This window comes from Hymenobacter ruber, assembly GCF_054783255.1.
Window position 1 is genome coordinate 801851 of the sequence record NZ_BAAGQX010000003.1, and the last position, 15946, is coordinate 817796.

The 15946-nt window shown below is 59.6% G+C and carries 18 protein-coding genes; 9 read left to right on the top strand and 9 right to left on the bottom strand.

Annotation, left to right across the window (positions count from 1 at the left end; translation table 11 throughout):
* The first annotated feature begins 52 nt into the window (after nucleotides 1–52).
* The 5 genes from panD (at nucleotide 53) to ACYVM5_RS10340 (ending at nucleotide 3791) form a co-directional block, all read left to right on the top strand.
* Nucleotides 53–400: an aspartate 1-decarboxylase gene (gene panD / locus ACYVM5_RS10320; RefSeq protein WP_460618044.1), complete on the top strand. Its 348-nt coding sequence runs from the start codon at nucleotides 53–55 to the stop codon at nucleotides 398–400.
* 105 nt (nucleotides 401–505) lie between these two features.
* Nucleotides 506–1552: a lysylphosphatidylglycerol synthase transmembrane domain-containing protein gene (locus tag ACYVM5_RS10325; RefSeq protein ID WP_460618045.1), complete on the top strand. Its 1047-nt coding sequence runs from the start codon at nucleotides 506–508 to the stop codon at nucleotides 1550–1552.
* A gap of 93 nt (nucleotides 1553–1645) precedes the next feature.
* Nucleotides 1646–2125, top strand: coding sequence for a nucleotidyl transferase family protein (gene rfaE2 / locus ACYVM5_RS10330; RefSeq protein ID WP_460618046.1), 480 nt, complete (start codon nucleotides 1646–1648; stop codon nucleotides 2123–2125).
* A gap of 106 nt (nucleotides 2126–2231) precedes the next feature.
* Nucleotides 2232–2909, top strand: a complete 678-nt coding sequence (locus ACYVM5_RS10335; protein ID WP_460618047.1) for a zinc metallopeptidase — start codon at nucleotides 2232–2234, stop codon at nucleotides 2907–2909.
* A gap of 264 nt (nucleotides 2910–3173) precedes the next feature.
* Nucleotides 3174–3791 (top strand): LuxR C-terminal-related transcriptional regulator, encoded by a 618-nt coding sequence (locus ACYVM5_RS10340; RefSeq protein ID WP_460618048.1) that lies wholly within the window; start codon nucleotides 3174–3176, stop codon nucleotides 3789–3791.
* 118 nt (nucleotides 3792–3909) lie between these two features.
* Here ACYVM5_RS10340 and ettA read toward each other — a convergent pair whose 3' ends face one another.
* Nucleotides 3910–5574 (bottom strand): ABC transporter ATP-binding protein, encoded by a 1665-nt coding sequence (gene ettA / locus ACYVM5_RS10345; protein ID WP_460618049.1) that lies wholly within the window; start codon nucleotides 5572–5574, stop codon nucleotides 3910–3912.
* 283 nt (nucleotides 5575–5857) lie between these two features.
* Between ettA and ACYVM5_RS10350 the strand changes: the two genes are divergently transcribed.
* The 3 genes from ACYVM5_RS10350 to ACYVM5_RS10360 all read left to right on the top strand — a co-directional run bounded on the left by ACYVM5_RS10350 (nucleotide 5858) and on the right by ACYVM5_RS10360 (nucleotide 8308).
* The gene (locus ACYVM5_RS10350; protein WP_460618050.1) at nucleotides 5858–7177 is read left to right on the top strand and encodes a DUF349 domain-containing protein; all 1320 of its coding nucleotides are present in this window, start codon (nucleotides 5858–5860) and stop codon (nucleotides 7175–7177) included.
* Between the two features lie 99 nt (nucleotides 7178–7276).
* Complete coding sequence (locus ACYVM5_RS10355; protein WP_035561220.1) at nucleotides 7277–7498, top strand: DUF2795 domain-containing protein; 222 nt, start codon at nucleotides 7277–7279, stop codon at nucleotides 7496–7498.
* 129 nt (nucleotides 7499–7627) lie between these two features.
* Nucleotides 7628–8308, top strand: a complete 681-nt coding sequence (locus ACYVM5_RS10360; protein ID WP_460618051.1) for an ABC transporter ATP-binding protein — start codon at nucleotides 7628–7630, stop codon at nucleotides 8306–8308.
* 4 nt (nucleotides 8309–8312) lie between these two features.
* Here ACYVM5_RS10360 and ACYVM5_RS10365 read toward each other — a convergent pair whose 3' ends face one another.
* The 3 genes from ACYVM5_RS10365 to ACYVM5_RS10375 form a co-directional block, all read right to left on the bottom strand.
* Nucleotides 8313–9503, bottom strand: a complete 1191-nt coding sequence (locus ACYVM5_RS10365; protein ID WP_460618052.1) for a Rossmann-fold NAD(P)-binding domain-containing protein — start codon at nucleotides 9501–9503, stop codon at nucleotides 8313–8315.
* A 98-nt stretch (nucleotides 9504–9601) separates the two neighbouring features.
* A complete protein-coding gene (locus tag ACYVM5_RS10370; protein WP_460618080.1) occupies nucleotides 9602–10345 on the bottom strand; it encodes an LOG family protein in 744 nt (247 codons plus the stop codon).
* Nucleotides 10346–10724: 379 nt separating this feature from the next.
* Entirely contained in the window at nucleotides 10725–11954 is a 1230-nt protein-coding gene (locus tag ACYVM5_RS10375) for a Glu/Leu/Phe/Val dehydrogenase dimerization domain-containing protein (RefSeq protein ID WP_460618053.1), read from the bottom strand.
* Between the two features lie 245 nt (nucleotides 11955–12199).
* Between ACYVM5_RS10375 and ACYVM5_RS10380 the strand changes: the two genes are divergently transcribed.
* The gene (locus ACYVM5_RS10380) at nucleotides 12200–12520 is read left to right on the top strand and encodes an ArsR/SmtB family transcription factor (RefSeq protein WP_168671712.1); all 321 of its coding nucleotides are present in this window, start codon (nucleotides 12200–12202) and stop codon (nucleotides 12518–12520) included.
* Nucleotides 12521–12574: 54 nt separating this feature from the next.
* Here ACYVM5_RS10380 and coaE read toward each other — a convergent pair whose 3' ends face one another.
* Genes coaE through ACYVM5_RS10405 form a run of 5 tightly spaced genes read right to left on the bottom strand, consistent with a single transcriptional unit; the run spans nucleotide 12575 to nucleotide 15829 of the window.
* On the bottom strand, nucleotides 12575–13183 hold the full coding sequence (gene coaE, locus ACYVM5_RS10385; protein WP_460618054.1) for a dephospho-CoA kinase: 609 nt from the start codon (nucleotides 13181–13183) through the stop codon (nucleotides 12575–12577).
* 38 nt (nucleotides 13184–13221) lie between these two features.
* Nucleotides 13222–13908, bottom strand: coding sequence for a YbbR-like domain-containing protein (locus ACYVM5_RS10390; RefSeq protein WP_460618055.1), 687 nt, complete (start codon nucleotides 13906–13908; stop codon nucleotides 13222–13224).
* Between the two features lie 3 nt (nucleotides 13909–13911).
* Nucleotides 13912–14247, bottom strand: coding sequence for a preprotein translocase subunit YajC (yajC, locus tag ACYVM5_RS10395; protein WP_460618056.1), 336 nt, complete (start codon nucleotides 14245–14247; stop codon nucleotides 13912–13914).
* 27 nt (nucleotides 14248–14274) lie between these two features.
* Nucleotides 14275–14775, bottom strand: a complete 501-nt coding sequence (locus tag ACYVM5_RS10400; protein WP_460618057.1) for a DUF1573 domain-containing protein — start codon at nucleotides 14773–14775, stop codon at nucleotides 14275–14277.
* Nucleotides 14776–14830: 55 nt separating this feature from the next.
* Nucleotides 14831–15829, bottom strand: coding sequence for an isocitrate/isopropylmalate dehydrogenase family protein (locus ACYVM5_RS10405; RefSeq protein WP_460618058.1), 999 nt, complete (start codon nucleotides 15827–15829; stop codon nucleotides 14831–14833).
* Nucleotides 15830–15946: the final 117 nt, after the last annotated feature.

Genomic DNA, 15946 nt, shown 5'->3' on the forward strand with positions numbered 1-15946 from the left:
GGGGCGGAGTTATCTTTGTGGCCCTAATCAACGCCCTCGGGCCAAGCTAGCTATGCACATTGAAGTAATGAAGTCCAAAATCCACCATGCAACGGTCACGCAGGCCGAATTGCACTACGTGGGCAGCGTGACGATTGACGAAGACCTGCTGGACGCCGCCAATTTCGTCGAAAACGAAAAGGTGACCGTGGTGAATGTGAACAACGGCGAGCGTTTCGAAACCTACACCATTCGCGGGGAGCGGGGCTCGGGCACCATTTGCCTGAACGGCCCGGCGGCGCGCAAAGTGGCGGTGGGTGATGTGGTTATCATTTTCTCCTACGCGCTGGTAGATTTTGCCGAAGCCCGGCAGCATAAGCCCACGGTTATTTTCCCCAACGGTCAGAACCGGCTGGCTTAAATCAATGAGTGACTGAGGGAATGGCTGAGTGAGTGGCTGCGAAAATCATTTGCCCATCTCACTTCGCGCCTCCCTGCCTCAGTCGTTCATTCACTCATTGTATTGATGAAACACCTGCTGACGATTGTTAAATACGTACTGTTGCTGAGCATCTCGGTGGCGCTGATGTGGTACGCAGTGCGCGGGCAGGACCTGTCGCGCATTGGCCACTACATCGCCACGGCCAATTATTTCTGGCTCACGCTCACGCTCACGTTATCGGCGCTGGGCTATTTCAGCCGCGCCTACCGTTGGCAGATGCAGCTCAGCGCTTCCCAAACGCCGGCCCCGTACTGGGCCGTGTACCACGCCATGATGGTGGGCTACCTGGCCAATCTGGTGCTGCCGCGCATGGGCGAAGTCATTCGTTGCTCGGTGCTGCGGCGCACGAGCGGCGTGCCCGTACAGGTGGCGCTGGGCACGGTGGTAACTGAGCGCGTGATTGACGTGCTGGTGCTGCTGGGTCTGATTACGAGTCTGTTGCTGCTGGATTTTAATACTTTCTGGAATTTCGTGACGGTGCAGGTGTTGGGCGGGCGCTACGAGGCACTGGCCCGCAACCGCACGCCGCTGCTCATCGCGGCCGTCATTGCGGGCGTGCTGCTGCTCACGGTGGGCTACGCGCTATTCCGCAACCTGGAGCGGCTGCGGCAGAATGCCTTTTTCAACAAGGGTGTGCTATTTGTGAAGGGCTTGCTGGCGGGCGTATTCAGTATTCTAAAGATGGAGAATAAGGGCGTGTTTCTATTGCACACGCTGTTTACCTGGGCCGTGTATTACCTCATGGATTACCTGGCCTTCTTCTGCTTTCCCGAAACCTATAACTTGGATATGAAGGCCGGCCTGGCCGTGCTCACCTTCGGAGCGTTTGGCATGGCTGCGCCGGTGGCGGGCGGTATCGGGCCGTTTCACGTGATGGTGCAGGGCATTTTGCTGGTGTATGGCGTGAGCAAAGAGGCCGGCATTGCCTACGCACTGGTGGTGCACGGGGCCCAAACGCTGCTGGTGGTGCTCATGGGCGGCATCAGCTTCGTGGCCGTGGCCGCCGCCGACAAGCGCAGCCTGCTCACCGAAGCCGAAGCCCTGGCCGAAGAGCCGCTTACAACCGAGTGACCGAGTGAGGGAGTGGCTGAGTGATTTCAATTGCGAAAGCACTCAGCCACTCCCTCATTCAGTCACTCAATCAGTCAGTTAATCAGTGTGTTTATGTGGACGAAAGATAAAATCTTGACCCGTGAGCAGATGCCGGCCACGCTGGCCGGCTGGCGCGCGCAGGGCCGCAAAGTGGTGTTTACCAACGGCTGCTTCGATTTGCTGCACCTCGGCCACGTCGACTACCTGGAGCAGGCCCGGCACCTGGGCGATGCGCTGGTGGTGGGCCTGAATACCGATGCCTCGGTGCGCTGCCTCAAACCCGGCCGGCCCATTCAGGACGAGGAGGCGCGGGCCCGCATTCTGGCCGCGTTGGCGTTTGTGGATGCCGTGGTGCTCTTTGGCGAGCCCACGCCCCTGGCCCTCATCGAGCTGGTGCAGCCTGATATATTGGTGAAGGGCGACGACTACGCCGTGGAGCGCATCGTGGGCCACGAGTTGGTGCTGGCCCGGGGCGGGCAGGTGCTCACGGTGCCGCTGGTGGCGGGCTACAGCACCTCGCGCATCGTGGAGCACATCATTGCCACGCAGTAGCCACTTTGGCAGGGCCGAAAGACTGCATCTTTTTTGCAGAGCAGGTGTTTTGATAGCAGTGCCGGGTGACGGCCGCAATTAATCCCTTCATCTCACTTTCTCCCCCATGTCTTCTTCCTATTTGCTCATCATCGTACTGATGGCCGCCAGCTGGGCCATTCAATGGCGGCTGCGCAGCAAGTTCAAACAGTACGCCCAAGTCGGCCTGAGCTCGGGCCTGAGCGGGGCCGAAATCGCTACCAAGATGCTGGCCGACCACGGCATCTACGATGTCCGCATCATCAGCACCGCCGGCCAGCTTACTGACCACTACAACCCCACCGATAAAACCGTGAACCTGAGCGAAGGCGTGTACGCCGAGCGCAGTGCGGCCGCGGCAGCCATCGCGGCCCACGAGTGTGGCCACGCCGTGCAACACGCCACGGCGTACTCCATGCTGCAGTTTCGGTCGGCGCTGGTGCCCACGCTTAGCGCCGTGTCGCGCTACATGCCTTGGATTTTGATGGGGGGCATTCTGATGCTGCGTACCAGCATCATTCCGCTGGGCGTGGGTATCGGCTTATTTGCCCTTACTACGCTATTCTCTTTCATTACCCTGCCGGTCGAGTTCGATGCCTCGCGCCGGGCCTTGGCCTGGATGGATAAGCGCGGCGTCGTGACTACGCAGGAGCACGCCATGGCCAAAGACGCGCTATGGTGGGCTGCCATGACCTACGTGGTAGCAGCCTTGGCCTCGCTGGCTACGCTGCTTTATTACGTGGGTATTTTCATGCGCCGCCGGTAAATTACTGCTAGGAGTTTGTGGAAAAGAGCCACCCTTCTGCTTGCAGAAGGGCGGCTTTTCTTATGACCGGCAGGCCAATAAAACAGGGCAAATGCGGCGTACAGACTGGTTTGTATAAGACTTAATTATTTAAATAATAAATATTAAGGTTTATCGAAGTTAAAATGCTACTTTGGCCGTTCCTTCCGCCTGTTGCCTGCGCCGATGCTTTGCCTCCGAGAGCTTATTGGTCAGCGGGTTCACCGCATTGTGTCTGCCAATATCATGATTTCCTCTACCCCCACAGCCTTGGTGGCCGCCGCCCCAACGCTGTTCCGGCAAGGTCTGGTAGCTACGCTGAAGGAGCAGTGGCCCCAGCTTCAGTTCACCCTCACCGCCGATGCCACGCAAGCCGTGGAGCTGGCCATCCACTACGCTTTTAGCCTGCTGGTGCTGGATGAGCAGCTGCCGGGCCGCCATCACCTGCCCGAGCTGCTGAGCCGGCTGCACCGCGCCCGGCCCGGCCTGCGCCTGGTGGTGCTCACGGACCATCAGGTGCCCGCTTCCTCGTCGGCCGCCCTCGGCAAGCTCCTGCAACTGTCGCGCCATGTGCTGCCCCACGCCTTGATTGGGGCACTGGCGCAGTGGCTCGATGCGCCAAACTGCCCTGCTGATGCCAGCCGCTCCCTGCGGGCCAGCGCCGTGCCCGACCCCTTCAGCCGCCGCGAGCTGGAGGTGCTGCGCCTGGTGGTGGCCGACCATTGCAACGAGGAAATTGCCGACCAGCTCTGCCTGAGCGTACGCACCGTGGAAAGCCACCGCCGCATGCTGCTCCAGAAATCTGGCACCCGCACGCTGGTGGGCCTGGCCGCCCGCGCTGTGCGCGAGGGCTGGGTGGCCTAAGTTAAAGTGCAGTGCTGGTGCCAAGCCGTTCGTGCTGTGCTGCTGTAAACAAAAAGCCCGGGTTGCTAGAATCCTCCAGCAACCCGGGCTTTTTGTTTTGGGGGAAATCAATCCTTAATTACCCCAGCTTCTTATACCGCACGCGTTTCGGCTCCACGTCGCCCAGGCGCTTGCGTTTGGCCTCTTCGTAATCGGAGAAGTTGCCCTCGAACCACACCACTTCCGAGTCGCCCTCGAAGGCCAGGATGTGCGTGGCCAGCCGGTCCAGGAACCACCGGTCGTGGCTGATGATAACGGCACAGCCGGCAAAGTTCTCCAGCGCGTCTTCTAGCGCCCGGATGGCGTTTACGTCCAAATCGTTGGTGGGCTCATCAAGCAGCAGCAGGTTCGCGCCCTGTTTCAAGGTCATGGCCAGGTGCACCCGGTTTTTCTCGCCGCCCGAGAGCGTGCCTACCTTCTTCTCCTGGTCGCCGCCGCCGAAGTTGAACTTGCTCACGTAGGCGCGGGAGTTCACCGGGCGGCCGGCCAGCAGCATGGTTTCGGTGCCGCCCGTGATGGTGTCGAATACCGACTTGCTGCCGTCCAGCGTGTCGTGCTGCTGGTCGATGTAGGCCGTGAGTACCGTGGGGCCCACCTCAAACGTGCCCGCGTCGGGTTCCAACTGGTGCGTGATGAGGCGGAACAGCGTGGTCTTGCCCGCACCGTTCGGCCCGATGATGCCCACAATGCCACCCTGCGGCAGCGAGAAACTCAGGTTCTCGAACAGTAGCTTATCGCCAAAAGCTTTCGTGATGCCCTCGGCTTCAATCACCTGCGCGCCCAGGCGCGGGCCGTCGGGGATGAATAGCTCCAGCTTCTGCTCCTTATCCTTGGCTTCCTCGCTGGCCAGCTTGTCGTAGTTGGCCAGGCGGGCTTTGCCTTTTGATTGCCGGGCTTTGGGCGACATCCGCACCCATTCCAGCTCGCGCTGCAGGGTTTTCATGCGCTTGCTTTCAGTGTTTTCTTCACGGGCCAGACGGTCGGTTTTCTGCTCCAGCCATGAGGAGTAATTGCCCTTCCACGGAATGCCCGAACCGCGGTCCAGCTCCAGAATCCAGCCGGCCACATTGTCCAGGAAGTACCGGTCGTGGGTCACGGCGATTACGGTGCCTTTGTATTGCTGCAAGTGCTGTTCCAGCCAGAACACGCTTTCGGCATCCAGGTGGTTGGTGGGCTCATCAAGCAGCAGTACATCCGGCTCTTGCAGCAGCAGGCGGCACAATGCCACGCGGCGCTTCTCGCCCCCCGAAAGATTGCCGATAATGGCTTCTTCGGGTGGGGTGCGCAGGGCATCCATGGCGCGCTCCAGCTTCGAGTCGAGGTTCCAGGCGTCGAGCTGGTCCAGTCGCTCCTGCACCTTGCCCTGGCGGTCGAGCAGCTTATCGAAGTCGGCATCCTCGGCCCCGAAGGCTTCGTTGATTTCGTCGTATTCCTTCAGCAGGGCCACGGTTTCGGCCGCGCCTTCTTCCACCACCTCGCGCACGGTTTTGGTGGGGTCGAGCTGGGGTTCCTGCTCCAGGTAGCCCACCGAGTAGCCCGGCGAAAACACGACCTCGCCCTGAAACTGCTTATCAACGCCGGCAATGATTTTCAGCAAACTCGACTTGCCCGAGCCGTTGAGGCCGAGCACGCCGATTTTGGCCCCGTAGAAAAACGAGAGGTAGATGTTTTTAAGAACTTGCTTCTGCGGCGGGTAAATCTTACTCACGCCGGCCATGCTAAAGATGATGGTCTGGTCGCTCATGGGGTGGGGGTGGGGCTAATGAAAGAAATGCAACCGCAAAGAACGACAGCCGCCGCTTGCAACCCATACCCCGGCCCCGGGTTCTGTAAGCGGATTAGTCAGGCGCTAGCCACCAGCCGGGCCGGATTAGCCGGGGTTCACCGAATGCTACATCTTTTCATCACGTTTTTACCGTAAACTTGTACTCCCTTCCTCGTCCGCGTTTCAAGCGCAGCCCCAACGTTCTTTTTTGCCTTTCCTGCCCCCATACCCCACCCTCCTACCCACGAGCTTACTATCTGTTATGGAACCAACCGACCACCTGCTGGCCGAAGCCAAGCGCTACGGCTACGTGGAAGCCGACGGCGTGTGGCTGCGCCCCGTGCTGGGCCAGCCCGCCCGCCAGATTGGCTTAGTCAAAGATTCGGACGATGCCGCCCTGCGGTATTTCAGCCAACGTTTTGAAGCCCTGCGCGCCAAAGTCGATTCGCTGCTCGAAAAAATGGAGGCCAGCGACAACAAAGGCTCCTTCCTGATGAAGGCCCTGCACCTCAAAGAGCAGCTTTTGACCCACGACGGCCTCGGCGATTTTGCTGCCTTGCACCGCCGCCTCACCGAGGCCGAGGATGCCATTGCTGTGACCGTGGCCCGCAACCGCGAAAAAAACCTGGCCACCAAAATCAGCTTCATTCACGAAGCCGAAGCCCTCAGCGAAAGCGTGGAGTGGGTGTCGGCCAGCGAGAAAGTGAAGGACCTGCGCCAGGGCTGGCTCAAAACCGGCCCCGTCGACAAAGCCATGACCGATGAGCTGGAGCACCGCTTCCAGTCGGCCATTCAGGTTTTTTTCGACCGCCGCAAGGCCTTCCAGTCCGATAAAAAGGCCATGACCAACCGGGTGCAAACCCGTTACCGCGACCTCATTCAGCAGGCCGAAGCTCTCAAGAATTCCGACCAGTTCGAAACCACTTCGCGCCAACTCAAAGCCTTACAGCAAGCCTGGCGCGAAGTAAACGGCAACCTGCCCAAAAAGCAGGCATCTGAACTCTGGACGCGCTTTCGGGCTGCCAACAACCACTTTTTCGAGCGCCTCAAGGTGCACATTGCCGCTCAGCAGTCGGCTGGTGCGGCCGGTGCTCCCGCCACGCCCGAAGTGCTGCTGGCCCGCAAACGCTCCCTGGCCGAGCGCGCCGAAGCCCTGATGGCCATTCCGCCCCAAGAGGCCATCCACCAGGCCAAGTCGCTGCAAGCCGAATGGAAGCAGGTGGGCACCGTGCGCGGCGAAGAGTCAGACCGCATCTGGCAGCGCTTCATGGTAGCCTGTGACAAGATTTTCGAGCTCAGCGCCCTCGAGTACCACCTGCGCAAGCGCGCCGATGGTGCGCCCATGCCCACGGCCCCGGCCGAGCGCGCCCGCTTCCGGGCCAGCACCCTGCGCGAGCTGCTCAAGGACGACCACGAGGAGCTCAATACGCTGCGGGCCAACCTCGACAACCTCAGCCCCAGCGCTGCCAACGATGCCTTTCGGCAGATGCTGCAAACCAAGGTGCGGTCGTTCGAACGCAAGATTCGCACGAAAAACGACCTGATTGCCTTGTTCAGCCAACAGGCACAGGCCGCGGGCTAACCCTGACCAAAAATTTGCGTTGTCGGGTGAAACGGCCCGGCCGTTTGTATCTTGACGGGAAACTGTTACCTTCGCCCACCCTTTTTTATCCGCTTCACTATGTATTGGACACTCGAACTGGCTTCCTACCTGGAAGATGCTCCCTGGCCCGCCACCAAAGACGAACTGATTGACTTTTCTATCCGCTCGGGTGCGCCCATGGAGGTAGTAGAGAACCTGCAAGCCCTGGAGGACGACGGCCAGCCCTACGAAAACATCGAAGAAGTATGGCCCGACTACCCGACCAAGGAGGACTTCATGTTCAACGAGGACGAGTATTAGAAGTGTTGAGTGCTAAGGGTTGAACGTTGAATGATTGACGCCGATTTGCCGACAGGTAACAGCCAGTCATCCAATACTCAACAATTCACACTCAACATTCAGCATTTGGTTGCGGGCTACCCCGGTAGGGTGTTGGTCCGCAACCTTTTTTTATGCCTGCCCGCGCCGGCTTTCGTGGCCGTGGTGGGGCACAACGGCAGCGGCAAAACCACGCTGTTTCGGGTGCTCACGGGGCAGCTGCCTTATGAGGGAAGCGCCAAATTGCACGGCCACGAAGTGCGCGAGTTGCGCCGGGCCGCCACGGCCGGTCTGCTGGGCTACCTGCCCCAGCGCGGCAGCCTCGATTTTGCTATTGCTGTGCGCGAGTTGGTTGTGATGGGTCGCTACCGCCACCACGGCCTGCTCAGCGCCTACGCCCCGGCCGATTACGCCCTGGCCGATGCCGCGCTGGCCCGCGTGGGCATGGCCCATCTGGCCGCCCGCGACTTCACGCAGCTATCCGGCGGTGAGCAGCAATTGGTGTGGCTGGCCCAGCTCAGCCTGCAGGATGCCCAGGTGTATTTGCTCGATGAGCCCACCCAGCAGCTTGATGTGTACTACCGTCGCCAGGTGTTCAACCTCGTGCACGACTGGACAGTTAGGGAGAATAAAACCGTGCTGTGCAGTACGCACGACCTCGACAACCTACCCGAACTCACGGGCTATCTGTTGAATCTTTCGGAGCCGGAGCCACAACTGCGACCCATTTCCGAGGGCACGGTGCGCGAAGCGCGGGTGTGGCTGGAGCAGGCCCCACGGCCGGTAGGGTAAGAAATTAGCGCCGGCCCGGCCGGCCGCGCAGCACCTGCCCAATAGACCGCATAAACGGCCCGGCCGACACCGAATTCATCACCCGCAGGTTGTCGGCCCAGGAGGTCTGCTCATCCAGAAAGCGGAAAATGCGTTCTATGGGGTTGCGCTCAAACAGCTGTCGGAAGATGTCGCGCGTGGTTTCGCCCCGCCGCTGCATGATGTCGAGCAGCAGCGTGTCGAACAGCCGGAACTGCCATTTGTCGCCCGTGGCGTTGGCGGGTGGGTGGCCGGTTTCGGCCAGCGCCGCCACCAGCCGCGCCGAGTGCTGCTGAATGCGCTTGAATGCGTAGCCGGTGCTGGGCTTGGCCCGTCCGCCCCGCGTACCCAGGTTGATGATGTGCGCGCCGTTGCGGACGGGCAACGGGTGGTCCGTCATCGGAATCGCGCCCACTTCCTCGGCTGTTATCCGGTAGGCTTTCAGCCCCAGCGTATTGCTCAAATATTCCCGGATAGCTGCTTCGTATTCGCCTTTTGGTAAGACGGTTTCTGAAAACAACGTGTATTCAACCAGCGCTTTACGCGTTGAGAAAGGCAACACGTAGATAAACCGCGCTTCGTGCTGCTGCTCGCCGCGAAAGTCCATGAACTCCACCGTCGTCGGGTCGAATACGTCGGTATCCGTTTCGATTTCCCAGCCCACGAAGTGCTGCAATAAGTAGCGGTGCTTCTTCGGCTGCTTCCGTTTCGCCAAGTCCGGCGGGCGGCTATCAAAGGCGTAGCGGGCACGAAACTCACCCGCTGTGGTGAGCACTCGGGCTTGGTGTTTTGCGTTATTCAGGGTTTCTAGCCTGGCAGTCAGTATCTTGAATTGCTCCGGCCGCGCCGCCAGCGCTTGCTGCACGAAACGGTAGTAGTCCAGCCCGTTGATGGTTTTGTAGCGGTAGCGGCCCAGGTCAATTACTCGCTCGAAGCCGGGGCTGCGGAAGGCAATTTTACCCCACTCGTGCGCCACAATGCTATCGAACATTCCCGGTTCATCGGCCCAGAAGGACCAGGTGCGGTCGTTCTGGGTCTTGGCTTCGGGCTCAATAATCAAGACCTTTTTATCGGCCAGCCGAGGTTCCTGCGCAATGTGATACGCCAGACTTAGCCCCGCTGCACCGCCGCCCACAATAAGGTAGTCGTACTCAATCAACGAATCGGCGTTGGACATTAGCAGGGGATATCAAACGCAAAAATGGCACAGCGTTCAACAAAAAAGCCGAACCTTGCGGCCCGGCTTTCTCGGTGTGTAAATAACGCCCAAAAGGCTTAGAAGTTCGGCGACAGCAAGTACTTGTGGTAGAAGTCGTCGATGATTTTCACGGCTTCGCTGGCGTCGTCCACAATCTGCACCAGGTTCATGTCCTCGGCCGAGATGTTGTGCTCCTCGTGCAGCATTACGTCCTCAATCCACTTAAACAGGCCGTTCCAGTAGGCCGAGCCCACCAGCACGATGGGGAAGCGGCTGATTTTCTTGGTCTGAATCAGGGTCATGGCCTCGAACAGCTCATCGAGGGTGCCGAAACCGCCGGGCATGCCCACGAAGGCCTGCGCGTACTTCACAAACATCACTTTCCGCACGAAGAAGTAATCGAAATCGATGCACTTGTCCTGGTCGATGTAGATGTTGTGGGTCTGCTCGAAGGGAAGCTCGATGTTGAGGCCCACCGACTTACCGCCCTCGGAGCGGGCGCCCTTGTTGCCGGCTTCCATGATGCCGGGGCCGCCGCCCGTGATAACGCCGTAGCCGTGGCGCACCAGCTTGGCCGCAATTTCCTCGGCCATCTGGTAGTAAGGGTTTTCGGGCTTGGTGCGCGCCGAGCCGAAAATGCTCACGCAAGGGCCAATTTTGGACATCTTCTCGAAGCCCTCCACGAACTCGGCCATCACCTTGAAAATCTGCCAGGAATCGGCGATTTTAATCTCGTTCCAGTCCTTGTCCACGAAGGCTTTGCGCAGGCGCTGCTCGTCTTCGAGGGCCATGGCGGTCTGGCCGTTGGTGGTCTGGCGCATCTCCGTGATGGAGGTGAGCTTGTCGTCGTTAACGTTGGGCTGCTTGATGGTTTTGCCGCTGCCGGCATTCAGCATGTCGTCAGCAACTTTGGTTTTGCTGGTTTTAGGTTTTTTCAGTGTAGACATAGTATTCAATTGGGATTTCCTTCAAAAACAAAATCGCCCCAAATGTGGGGCGACCAAAAGTAGGGCGTCAAAGTTATCGATTTGTTACCAAATAAAAATGCTGCCGGTTGAAAGGGATTTCGTCTGTCATTCTGAGTGTAGCGAAGGACCTGATTACTCCCAAATCGTTTGCAGTAAAAAAAAGGCTGCTAATGTGAGAGGGTCCTTCGCTACATTCAGAATGACAGACGCTTGTCAATGCCTCTAATGCGCTCTATACCAGCTGCCGCAGCGCCATCTCGAACGAACGCTGCGCAATGCCGGTGGGCTGCGCGTTCTCGGCGTGCGTGCGCTCCAGGGCCGCGCCGATGATACGCGAGGTGTCGGCAAAAATAGCCTGGTCGGTGATTTCAGCCCCGGTTTCCATGAGGTAGGCAAACACGCGGGCCATGCCGCAGTTGGCGATGAAATCGGGAATCACGGCCGTGCGCTCATCGGCAAAAACACCGGTGGGGCCGAAGAAAATCTCGGGGTCGGCAAACGGCACGTTGGCCCCGCAGCTGATGACCTTGAGGCCGCCTGCTACCAGCTGCTCCACTTGCGAGCGTGCCACCAAGCGCGAGGCCGCGGCTGGAATGAAAATATCGGCCCCCATGGACCACACTTTTTCGTTTACTTCCTCGAAGGACAGCAGGTTGTCGGCCGTCAGCGCATTGCCCTGGCGGGCCAGCAGCAGCGCCCGGATTTCTTCCAGCCCGAAGCCCTCGGTGCTCAGCAGCCCGCCGGCCCGGTCGATGATGCCCACGATGCGCACGCCCTGCCCGGCCAGGTAGTAGGCCGCCGCCGCGCCCACATTGCCCCAGCCCTGAATGATGGCGCGCTGCCCGGCCATTTCGGTGCCGGGCCAGAGGCGGTAGTAGTGGCGCACGGCCTCGGCCACACCGTAACCGGTGATGAGGTCGGCCACGGTGTATTTGCGGGCTAGGTCAGGCGAGAACGTGGCATCTTCTACCACTTTGATAACGCCCTGGCGGAGCTGGCCGAGCTTCTGAATTTTCTGGGGTTCGGTGGCGTGGTAGTGGCCGTTCACCACGCCTTCCTGTGGGTGCCAGAGGCCGTATTCCTCGGTGATGGCGATGACTTCGTGGATTTCGTCCACGTTGAGGTCGCCGCCGGTGCCGTAATAATTTTTCAGCAGCGGAAACACGGCGCGGTACCAGCGCTCCAGCACGCCGCGCTTGCGGGGGTCCTGCGGGTCGAAGTTGATGCCCGACTTGGCCCCGCCAATGGCCGGCCCGGACACTGTGAACTTCACTTCCATGGTCTTGGCCAGGCTTTCTACTTCGCGCTTATCAAGGCCTTTTCGCATGCGGGTACCCCCGCCGGCGGCTCCGCCCCGTAAGGAGTTAATGACGACCCAGCCTTCGGCTTCGGTTTCGGCGTCTTTCCATTCAAAGACGATTTCGGGGCGCTTATTTTCAAACTTGGTGAGCAGGTCGAGCATAGAACGAAATGAATAAGAAGAACTGCCAATAAGCAGAACCACAAAGGTAGCGCCCGTCTCCGAAGTGGTTGGAGACCGAAAATAGCATTTCAGAAAGAAATGAAAATGAGTGAATATTAAAGTATTTTAGGAATAACAAACCCCTTTACCCCTATTTTGCGTAAGGATTAGGAACTACCACGGTAGTACCACTGTATTGCACTTATTCTACTCTTCCACTCCCCCCTTCATTTTTTATCGATTTCATGAAACCATTGCATTCGCGTGTAGAAGCGCAACAGTTGGACCGCGCCGCGGCTATGCTCAAGGTTCTCTCTCATCCCAAGCGCCTTGCCATTGTAGACCTGCTGGGAAAAACCAAAGGCAAAGACAGCCAAATGTCGGTGACCGACATCTACCAGGCGCTCGATTTGCCCCAAGCCATTGCATCGCAGCACCTCATTACCCTCAAAGACCGCGGGGTGTTGAAGTCCAGCAAAATCGGTACGAAGATTTACTACTCATTGGCGGTGCCCCAGCTTCTGAAAGTGATTGATACGCTGGAAGATTACTCGGGCCGCATCTAGCCCACCCAGCATCAAAAGGAAAAGGCTGCCCCGTAAGAGGCAGCCTTTCTTTGTTTATGAAGTGGCCAGCGGGGCGCTGAAGGCCGCGTGCAACGCCAGCACCTGCGGCAGCAGGGGCTGCACATCGTCGTTGGTGAGCACGTAGTCGGCCCGCGCTATTTTTTCTTCTTCGCTGAGTTGCTTGGCCATGATGGCCTGCACGTCGGCGGGCGAGCGGTGCGGGTCGCGCCGCAGCACGCGGGCTGCGCGCACCGCCAGCGGCGCAAATACGGTGATGACGCGGTCGAGTTGCTTGTAGGAGCCGGCTTCGAACATCAGAGCGGCTTCCTTGAGCACATAAGGGTGGCCGGCCAGCGCCTGCGCTTCGGCCCACCGCTCAAAATCGGTACCAACGTGCGGGTGCACCAGTGCATTGAGCTGGGCCAGCAATGCCGGGTTGTTGAACACAGTGCCGGCTAATACAGGCCGGTTGAGACGGCCAGCAGCGTCGTAAGTGCTGGGGCCAAAGGCGGCGGTGAGCTGCTGACGCAGTTCCACGTCGTTCTCCATCACCCAGCGAGCGCGGGTATCGGCATCGTAGATGGGCACGCCCAGCGCATGAAACAAGCGGCTGACAATGCTTTTGCCCGAACCGATTCCGCCGGTAATGCCGATGCGCAACATGGAGAGAATAGGGAGATGAGTGAAAGAACGGCTGGAAGCTAGCGTCGCGTCTGGCGCAGGCGCACCGTGGGCACGGAAGCCCGAATCCGGGTCGGCGTTTTCACGTCGGCCTCAACGTCCTCCGTCTTGCCGCGGGCCGAGGGCTGCGGCGGCACAACAGGGTAGGGGCTAGGCAACTCGTTCACCAGGCTGGCCGGGCCTCGAAACGTCACCATCGCGGGCGTGAAACTGGCCTTGTAGTGCTTAGCCGAATCAGGCGGCAGCGCCAGCGGCAAGCGGCGGGTGGCGTAGCGGTCGAAGGTGAGGCGCAGGGTATCGCCGGCCCATTCGGTTACCTGCACGCCTTCCAAGGCGTTTTGCAGGCCGCGGTGCCAGGCGGTGGCGGGCAGGTAGCGGGTGCCGGGCAGCGGCACGGGGCGCAGGTCGGCGGGATGAGTGCCCCAGCCCAGGTTGGCCCGCAGCAAGCGCCAGCCCTGGCCCGTGACCGTGACGGGCAGTGCTGCCGGCAACGGCCGCAGGGGTACGTAGTGCACCGAGTCGTAGTGCCAGGCCAGCGGGAAATTGATGCGGGTAGTGTAAGTCTTGTTCAGCGCATTCATCTGCCAAAACAAGCCCGCCGCCAGCAGACAGGCCGTGATGGCCCGATAGAAGCTGGGTTCCTGGCCCGCGAAGGGCCGCACGAACCAGCGCAGCAGCCAGCTTGCCCGATTCAGCGGCCCGTCCATGACTTAGGCGGCGGTAATGGCGTCGGCACCGGTGGCAGTATTGGCTTTGTTGCCCACCTCGCGGGCAATAGCCGAGCGGTCGAACCGCAGCTTGGTGCCGCGGTCTACTTCTACCACCACAGTGTCGTCGGTGAGCTCCACAATCAGGCCGTGCAGGCCGCCGATGGTGACAATGCGCGAGCCCTTGGCCAGCGACTGGCGAAACGCTTTGGCATCGTTCGCCCGCTTTTGCTGCGGCCGAATCATGAAGAAATAAAACACGCCAGCGGCAATCAGCAGAAAAAGCGGCTGGGCATAGTCGGTGCCGCCGGCGGCTTGCAGCAAAAGGGTCAGGAACATGGCGTTGGAATAAGAGGCTGGAAAAGGCTAGTTAGCCTTGGGAGTTAGTACGTTGCCTTTGATGAGAATGGTGGTGATGGTGGGCTGCGTATTGGCCCGCACCGCCACCTGCTTGCTGATGATGCCCTGCTTGCCGCGGCTGTCAAACTGCACTTCCATCTTGCCCTGAGCGCCCGGTGCCACGGGCTCCTTGGTCCAGCTGGGGGTGGTGCAGCCGCAGGAAGCGGTAGCGTCCTCAATCAGCAGCGGCGACTTGCCGGTGTTGGTAAAGGTAAACGTATGATGCACTTTGGCATCGGGCTGAATATCACCGAAGTCAAACTCGGCTTCGGCAAATTTCATCACCGGAGCGTTGGGGTTGACTGCGGCTTCGTCGCTCACCACGTTGGGGTTGTCCACGGTGGGGTTGGCGGCATCAGATTCGACGGTGGCGGCGGCGTTAACGCCTTCGGTGCCTACTTCGGCGGTTTTGTCGTGGTTGCAGGCTGCCAGCGAGAGCGCGGCGGCCAGGATAAGGTATTGTTTCATTGAAAAACTAAAAGCGGTGGTCCGGCTGAGTCGGCTCAGCCAGACCGCCGGAAAATTACAGCTTGGCAATAATGCTCTGGGCGAACTGGCTGGTGCTGGCTTTACCGCCGAGGTCACCGGTGCATTCTTCCTGTTTTAGCAGCGTGGCTTCCAGGGCTTTGTCGATTTGCTCAGCCTTGGCGTGCTCGCCAATGTGGTGCAGCATCATGATGGCCGAGCGGAGCAGGGCGGTGGGGTTGGCTTTGCCCTGGCCGGCAATGTCGGGGGCCGAGCCGTGCACGGCTTCAAAAATGGCCATGTTGTCGCCGATGTTGGCACCCGCTACCACGCCCAGGCCGCCCACAAGGCCGGCGCAGAGGTCGGACAGCAAATCACCGAACAGGTTGGTGGTCACAATCACGTCGAACTGCTCGGGCTTGTTCACGAGCTGCATGCACATGTTGTCGATGATTTTATCCTCGAATACAATCTGCGGAAACTCGTTGCTGGCCTCTTTGCAGGCGTTGAGCATGAGCGTGCCGGCCATCTTGATGATGTTGGCCTTGTGGGCCAGCGTAACCTTTTTGCGGCCGTGCTTGGCGGCGTAGGCAAAGGCGGCGCGGCAGATTTTGCGCGAGCCTTCCACCGTGACGCGGGCAATGGCATCGGCGATGCCGAGGCGCTCGTCGTACACTTCCAGGCCCGAGTACAGGCCCTCGGTGTTTTCGCGGAAGAGCACCAGGTCAATGCCTTCGTAACGGGTATGGATGCCGGCCGTGGTTTTGCTGGGCCGCACGTTCTGGTAGAGGTCGTACTTCTGGCGCAGCGTCACGTTGATGCTGCGGAAACCCTTGCCGACCGGCGTGGTAATCGGACCTTTAAGGGCCACCTTATTCTTTTCCAGCGACTTGAGGAGAGCAGTCGGAATCAACTCGCCCGACTGGTCGAACGTGGTCTGGCCCGCGTTCTGCTCCTCCCACTGAATGGGCACCTGCGCGGCGGCAAAAATATCGGTTACCGCTTTCGTGATTTCGGGGCCTATGCCATCGCCGGGAATAAGGGTTACTACGTGCATCGTACTGGTAATAAATGACTGAATGAGAAAGCAAAGAACGGAATGAGTGAATGAGCGAAGACTGAATTTTCATCGGCCATTCACCCATTCTCTCATTCCGTCAGTTACTTAGGTGCC

Bases quoted from the DNA above. Each gene is read 5' to 3' on its own strand.
- panD (WP_460618044.1), top strand. From the start codon at position 53: ATGCACATTGAAGTAATGAAGTCCAAAATCCACCATGCAACGGTCACG.
- ACYVM5_RS10325 (WP_460618045.1), top strand. From the start codon at position 506: ATGAAACACCTGCTGACGATTGTTAAATACGTACTGTTGCTGAGCATC.
- rfaE2 (WP_460618046.1), top strand. From the start codon at position 1,646: ATGTGGACGAAAGATAAAATCTTGACCCGTGAGCAGATGCCGGCCACG.
- ACYVM5_RS10335 (WP_460618047.1), top strand. From the start codon at position 2,232: ATGTCTTCTTCCTATTTGCTCATCATCGTACTGATGGCCGCCAGCTGG.
- ACYVM5_RS10340 (WP_460618048.1), top strand. From the start codon at position 3,174: ATGATTTCCTCTACCCCCACAGCCTTGGTGGCCGCCGCCCCAACGCTG.
- ettA (WP_460618049.1), bottom strand. From the start codon at position 5,574: ATGAGCGACCAGACCATCATCTTTAGCATGGCCGGCGTGAGTAAGATT.
- ACYVM5_RS10350 (WP_460618050.1), top strand. From the start codon at position 5,858: ATGGAACCAACCGACCACCTGCTGGCCGAAGCCAAGCGCTACGGCTAC.
- ACYVM5_RS10355 (WP_035561220.1), top strand. From the start codon at position 7,277: ATGTATTGGACACTCGAACTGGCTTCCTACCTGGAAGATGCTCCCTGG.
- ACYVM5_RS10365 (WP_460618052.1), bottom strand. From the start codon at position 9,503: ATGTCCAACGCCGATTCGTTGATTGAGTACGACTACCTTATTGTGGGC.
- ACYVM5_RS10370 (WP_460618080.1), bottom strand. From the start codon at position 10,345: ATGCGCCAGACCACCAACGGCCAGACCGCCATGGCCCTCGAAGACGAG.
- ACYVM5_RS10375 (WP_460618053.1), bottom strand. From the start codon at position 11,954: ATGCTCGACCTGCTCACCAAGTTTGAAAATAAGCGCCCCGAAATCGTC.
- ACYVM5_RS10380 (WP_168671712.1), top strand. From the start codon at position 12,200: ATGAAACCATTGCATTCGCGTGTAGAAGCGCAACAGTTGGACCGCGCC.
- coaE (WP_460618054.1), bottom strand. From the start codon at position 13,183: ATGTTGCGCATCGGCATTACCGGCGGAATCGGTTCGGGCAAAAGCATT.
- ACYVM5_RS10390 (WP_460618055.1), bottom strand. From the start codon at position 13,908: ATGGACGGGCCGCTGAATCGGGCAAGCTGGCTGCTGCGCTGGTTCGTG.
- yajC (WP_460618056.1), bottom strand. From the start codon at position 14,247: ATGTTCCTGACCCTTTTGCTGCAAGCCGCCGGCGGCACCGACTATGCC.
- ACYVM5_RS10400 (WP_460618057.1), bottom strand. From the start codon at position 14,775: ATGAAACAATACCTTATCCTGGCCGCCGCGCTCTCGCTGGCAGCCTGC.
- ACYVM5_RS10405 (WP_460618058.1), bottom strand. From the start codon at position 15,829: ATGCACGTAGTAACCCTTATTCCCGGCGATGGCATAGGCCCCGAAATC.